Genomic DNA, 6,220 nt, shown 5'->3' with positions numbered 1-6,220 from the left:
CGGGCGGCTTTCCACCGTGCCGGTCGCGTCGCGCAGGGAATATAATTTTTTATCCGCGGGCGCAAGATCCGCCGTCTGCCCGAACATACATACGCCTATTTCTTTAACTTGTTTATATATTTGTTTTACAGGGGTCCTTACGTTGAAACCTTTTATGGATTCAAGCTTGTCAAGAGTACCGCCGGTATGGCCGAGCCCGCGCCCGGACATCATCGGCACGGCAACGCCCGCGCAGGCTACAAGCGGGGCCAGCGGTATGGAAATACCGTCGCCTACGCCGCCGGTTTTGGGGGCTTTGATGTTTTTAAATTCCAGTCTGTCGCCGGAGGCCGCCATGGCTTTGGTGAACATGGCTGTTTCTTTGTCGCTTAAAGGATTGGCGAAAGCCGCCATTAAAAAAGCGGAAAGCTGATAATCCGGGACGGTACCTTTAGCCGCGCCTTGGGCTATAAAGGTAAATTCCTCCTGGGTTAAAGGCAAACCGTTTCTTTTTTTTATAATAATGTCTAACATTCTCATAAATAAACGCTCCGTAGTAAGTAATAAATCTTAAGTGCCGCCGGTAACAAGCAGTCTAACATTTATTTCCATAAAATTCCACCCCGTACGCGTAAAGGGGAAATTATAAGCTTTTTATTTTATACAATTTAATATATACAGTTATGGAGGCTGCGTGAAAAAACTATTAAACGTTTTCGTCAAAAAAGATTTTATGGCTTTGTTTTGGGCTTGCTCGGCAGGGGCCTTCGGGGATAATATGCTTAGGACGGCTTTCGCCGCTTTTATAGCTTTTAATCTCAACGATTTCACTTACAGGCAATACAGCTCTTACATAACGGCGGCTTTGGTTTTTTATATGCTGCCGTTTTTTGTTTTTTCTGGATTAAGCGGACAGCTTGCCGATAAACTTTCAAAAGCGAAGCTTATTCGCGCGGTAAAGCTTACGGAAGTGTTTACGGCTTTCCTGGCGGCGTTCGGGTTTTATATAAAGAGCCCTTTGTTTTTAATCGGAGTGATTTTTATCCTCGGTATGCAAGGGGTTTTCCTTAACCCGGTAAAATATGCGGTAATACCGCAAATAGTACGCAGGGAACAGCTGGTTTACGCCAACAGCCTTATGGAGGCGGGGCGTTACGTTTCCATTTTGACCGGTACGCTTTTGGGCTTGTTGTTCGCCAAAAGCCCCAGCTTGGGCCTTAACGTGGCCTGCCCGGCGATGATTGCTGTTTCTTTGGCGGGGTATGCCGCGGCGTGTTTTATAACAAAAAGGGAAGGTTCCGACAAAGAACTTACTGTGGACTTGAATATTTTTAAAAGCCTTTACGAAACCGCCGTCCTGTTTTTTAAAGAGAAAAACCTGTTCCTTTGTATGCTTGCCATAGCTTGGTTTTGGGTTTTGGGGGCCATATTCCTTTCCCAGCTGCCGGATCTTTCTAAAAATATTTTGCATGCCGATGATAAAGCTTTAAACTATTTGCTGGCCATTTTTACGTGCAGCGTTGCGCTGGGCGCGCTTTTGTGCCGCAAGCTTTTAAAGGCGTCGGTCAGCGTTAAATACGTTCCTTTGAGCATGATAGCCATGTCTTTGGGCATGCTTGATTTATCCTGGGCGATATTAGGCGCGCAGAGCTCAATGGAAGTAATAGGCTTTAAAACTTTTATTTCCACTTTCGGCGGGATAAGAATCTCTTTCGACATCTGCCTTATATCGCTTTGCGCGGGGCTTTATATAGTGCCGATGACGAGTCTTCTTCAGGTTTTGTCTTCTTCTTCCAGACGTGGGCGGGTTTTCGGCGCAAGCACTTTCTTCAACGCCTGCGCTTTGCTTTTGGCCGGGCTGTGCAGTATGGCCCTTTTGGGAATGGGCTTTGGCACTCCGCTGATTATTTTTATATTGGCCGCGCTTAACATAGCGGGCGCGGTTTATATATGCAAACTACTGCCGGATTACGTTTTGCGTTCCGCTTTGTTTTTTATTTTAAATTCGCTTTATTCGATAAAAGTCAAAGGTATGGAAAATTACCGCGCCGCCGGCGGCAGAACTTTGATAATAGCCAATAACAATTCCTTCCTGGACCCGCTTATAATGGCGGCTTTTTTGCCCGATGACATCGCTTTTGTCGTAGACGGAACCATAGCCAAAAGGTTTTGGGTAAAGTTCTTTCTGCGTTTTATAAAACATTATCCGGTGGATCCGACAAACGCCATGTCGGTCAAAACGATTATAGACGAAGTTAAAAAAGGCCGCAAAGTGATAATCTTCCCGGAGGGCAGAATTTCCACCACCGGCGGCGTAATGAAGATTTACCCCGGCCCGGCCATGATAGCGGAAAAGAGCGGCGCGAAGATACTTCCGCTTTTCGTGCAGGGAACCCAGTACTCCCGTTTTGCCTATTTCGGGCGCAAGCTGCGCCACAGACCGGATGTTGAGTTTTCCTTGAACATTATGCCGGCCGTAAAGCTTGATTTGCCCACGCACCTTAAGAGCCGAGAGAGAAGATACAAAGCCGAGGACAAAGTCTATGATTTGATGACGAATATGCGCTATCAAAGCTCAAATTTGGATATAACGCTCTTCCGCGCGCTTATAGAGGCTTCAGACTTCGCCGGGCGCGGGCTTCGCGCGCTGGAAGACGTCAACCGCAAAGGCGTAAGTTTTTCCACTTTGCTTACGGGTTCTTTTCTCTTGGGCAAAAAGTTCTCGGCATTTACGGAAGAGGGGGAAAACGTCGGCGTTTTGCTGCCAAATATGAACGCCTGCGCTTTGACTATTTTCGGCCTTATGGCTTACGGCAGAGTGCCGGCGATGATAAATTTCTCTTCGGGAGTTAAAAATATTCTTTCGGCCTGCCGCTCCGCCGCGTTAAAAACGGTAATTACGTCTAAACTGTTTATCGCAAAAGGCGGTTTGGAAAATGTCCGCGACGCTATGGAAAAAGCCGGCGTAAAAATGGTTTACCTTGAAGATATACAAAAAACGGTAACCGCGTTTGACAAAATTAAGGCTTTGGTTAAATCCAACTTTCCCTATTTCGCTTACAAAAGAGCCTGCAGAAACCAAGACGCCGACGCTCCCGCGGTTGTTCTCTTTACCAGCGGCTCCGAGGGCGTGCCCAAGGGCGTGGCTTTAAGCCACAGAAACATCAACGCCAACCGATGCCAACTTTCAAGTTTAATTTCCTACGGGCTGGAAGATAAATTCTTCAACGCTTTGCCGATGTTCCATTCTTTCGGCTTGGTCTGCGGCTTGTTTATGCCGCTTTTAAACGGCGCATCCGTGTTTTTGTATCCTTCTCCGCTGCACTATAAAATCGTGCCGGAGCTCGTTTACGACAGAAACGCCACCGTAATTTTCGGTACGGATACTTTCCTTAACGCATACGGCAGAACCGCCCACCCTTATGACTTTTACAGTTTAAGATACGCAGCCGTCGGCGCGGAAAAGCTGAAAGACGACACGTTTAAATTATGGTCGGAAAAGTTCGGTATAAGAATACTTGAGGCTTACGGGGCGACTGAAATGTCCCCGGGGATATCCTTTACCACGCCGATGTATTTTAAGCGCGGCACCGTCGGAAGGCTCTTCCCGGGTTTGGAATACCGCCTGGAAAAAGTGCCCGGCATTGAAGAAGGCGGACGGCTTTGGGTGAAGGGCGATAACGTAATGCTGGGTTATCTTAAAGAAGATACACCCGGCGTAATACAAAAGCCCGAAGGCGGCTGGTACGATACCGGCGACATTGTGGAATTTGACGACGAGGGTTTTATAACCATAAAAGGCAGAGCAAAGCGTTTTGCCAAAATAGCGGGGGAAATGGTTTCCTTAAGCGCGGTTGAAACGGCCATTGCCAAGCTTTGGCCGGATTATATGCACGCCGTGGTGCGCGCTTTGGACCCGAAGCGCGGCGAACAGCTTGTCGCTTACACCACTAATCCTTCCGCAAAAACCGCGGATATACAAGATTATTTCCGCTGTGAGGGATTTAGCGAACTTTGGGTTCCCAAACGCATTAACGTAATGGAAAATTTGCCGTTAATGGGCACCGGCAAAGTTAACTACGTCGCTTTGGAAGAAATGGCCGCCGCGGACGGGAAATAATTTTCTGCCGGTCCCGCACGTCAAAATATATATAATGATAAAACGGAGGTAAAAATGTTTAATAACTTTAAAATGATTTTCGCTCTGGCTTTGATTGCCGGCGGGCTTTGCGCTTGCGCGCAGAAGGAAGTTCCCCAAAAGGAAGTAAAAGCCCCGGCCAAAAACACCGCCGAAAATACAAACAAACAGGAGAAAGACATGTACGTACTTTTAAAAACAAATAAAGGGGATATCGTCCTTGAGCTTAACGCGGAGAAAGCCCCTCAGACGGTGGAGAACTTCGTCAAATACGTAAACGACGGCCATTATAACGGCACCATTTTCCACCGCGTAATAAAGGGCTTTATGATTCAGGGCGGCGGTTTTAACCCCGATATGAATCAGCTGCAGACTCGCTCCCCGATTATGAACGAAGCCGACAACGGCCTTAAAAACGATAAATATACCATTGCCATGGCCCGCACTTCCGATCCTGATTCCGCCACGGCCCAGTTCTTTATCAACAGCAATGATAATGACTTCCTTAACTTCCGCTCTCAAACTATGCAGGGCTGGGGCTACGCGGTGTTCGGCAAGGTTGTTGCCGGGGAAAACGTGGTGGACGCAATAGAAAACGTACCTACCACGAGGAAGTTCCCTCATGACGACGTGCCCGTACAGCCGGTAGTTATAGAAAAGGCCGAAGTCTTAAAAGATTATAAACCGGCAAAATAAATAAGTTTATAAAAGCAAAAACCGCCCCGGCTTTAAGCTTGGGCGGTTTTTATATGTCGGCAAATATCAGTTTATTTCTTCAAATTCGCCTGAAGCGGGGTTATATTCGCTTAGGGCGCATTCTTTAATGTCAAAAAGCATGGCATGGGTTTGAAGCTTTCCTTCCTCTGCGGCCTGCTTGACGAAGGGGAAAGGATTCTATACCTCCGCATTTTGTGTGCCCCATAATGATTATATGCTTTACTTTAAGCCCTTTTACGGCATATTCAATCGCCGCGCTGGTGGCGTGATAAGAAGTGTGGCTTTCGTCGTAGGGCGGCACAAGTGCGGCGATATTGCGGGTTATAAAAATTTCGCCCGGTTCGGCTTTCATTATTATATTGGGCACCACGCGGGAATCACAGCAGGAAATTATTAAAACTTCCGCATTCTGCCCCAGGTGCAAATGCGCGTAAAATTCCTTTTTAAGCGCGGAATCCTTTTTAAATTCCAAATAGCCTTCTATAAGATTTTTGTAAGATTGCATAGAAATATTATACTTTTCTTTCTTTCTTTCCCGCTAAAAGCCGCCGAGGGGGAAAATCTGCCTCTGCCCGTCCTCTTTTGGCGGAGAAAAGCCCGCCGGCCCTGACGTGTCGTCGTTTAAATCTTAGAAAAACAGGGTTTGCGCCCTAAGAGTTTTCTCAGAATTAATAAATATTCCCCGGCCCGGCCGGTGGTTTTCTTTAGACAATAAAAAAGCCCGCTTTAAAGCGGGCTTTCAAATCTGGCTCCTCGGATAGGAGGGTTTAGACGGAAAGAGTTTTGCTGAGGAAATAAGGGCTAAAATGGTTATTTTCCGTCGGGTGAAATGAAGAAATTAGCGAAAGTAAAAAATATTAATTTCCACTAACAACAGCCACACCAACGGCCACACCAAAGCCGCTATAAAACTGGCAGGCGGTCTATGGTCGTTTCCGTTTTTATCTTGCCTAAATGGCTGTATTTTTCTGTCATTTTGATACTGCTGTGGCCCATTAGTTTACTTAAATCGTACAGGTTGCCCCCGTTTTGCATTATCAAACTTGCAAAAGTGTGGCGCAGTTTATGCACATTGCCTTCAATACTGATTTCTTCTTCCTTTAAAAAACGCGCGAAAAGCGTTGTGATTTCGTCCGCGGAATACGGGCGGCCGTTCTGCTTGGCCAAAACATAAACGCCTTGTGCCTGCGCTTTTAAGGCCTGCAAATGCTTTAATAACTGCTTACTTAAAGGAATGTGGCGGACTTCAAAATCTTTAGGATGCCAATTTTCTTTAGGTGTTATGGATAAAAGTGCCTTTTTAAAATTAAGGTCGCTCCACATAAGATTTGCCATTTCCCCGCGGCGCAAGCCCGCCTGAGAACCTAAAAGGATGACGGTTTGCTG

Annotated in this window: 4 protein-coding genes and 1 pseudogene; 2 read left to right on the top strand and 3 right to left on the bottom strand. The window is 46.7% G+C overall.

Features of this window, described 5'->3' with window-relative positions:
• Positions 1–519 (bottom strand): annotated as a pseudogene (locus ACQY26_RS06960) (hypothetical protein); the annotation flags it as partial.
• Positions 520–673: 154 nt separating this feature from the next.
• Between ACQY26_RS06960 and ACQY26_RS06955 the strand changes: the two are divergent.
• A complete protein-coding gene (locus ACQY26_RS06955) occupies positions 674–4,099 on the top strand; it encodes an acyl-[ACP]--phospholipid O-acyltransferase (RefSeq protein WP_428048417.1) in 3,426 nt (1,141 codons plus the stop codon).
• Positions 4,100–4,297: 198 nt separating this feature from the next.
• Entirely contained in the window at positions 4,298–4,813 is a 516-nt protein-coding gene (locus ACQY26_RS06950) for a peptidylprolyl isomerase (protein WP_428048418.1), read from the top strand.
• Positions 4,814–4,943: 130 nt separating this feature from the next.
• On the opposite strand, the gene ACQY26_RS06945 is transcribed toward ACQY26_RS06950, so the two are convergent.
• Entirely contained in the window at positions 4,944–5,339 is a 396-nt protein-coding gene (locus tag ACQY26_RS06945; protein ID WP_428048416.1) for a carbonic anhydrase, read from the bottom strand.
• A gap of 398 nt (positions 5,340–5,737) precedes the next feature.
• The coding region (locus tag ACQY26_RS06940; RefSeq protein ID WP_428048415.1) for a tyrosine-type recombinase/integrase at positions 5,738–6,220 on the bottom strand (483 nt) is incomplete at its 5' end.

This window comes from Candidatus Proelusimicrobium excrementi, assembly GCF_937881865.1.
Classification (GTDB): Bacteria; Elusimicrobiota; Elusimicrobia; order Elusimicrobiales; family Elusimicrobiaceae; genus Proelusimicrobium; species Proelusimicrobium excrementi.
The sequence above is the reverse complement of the archived record's forward strand: the minus strand, read 5'-3'. Positions and strand labels throughout refer to the sequence as shown.

Bases quoted from the DNA above. Each gene is read 5' to 3' on its own strand.
- ACQY26_RS06950 (WP_428048418.1), top strand. From the start codon at position 4,298: ATGTACGTACTTTTAAAAACAAATAAAGGGGATATCGTCCTTGAGCTT.
- ACQY26_RS06945 (WP_428048416.1), bottom strand. From the start codon at position 5,339: ATGCAATCTTACAAAAATCTTATAGAAGGCTATTTGGAATTTAAAAAG.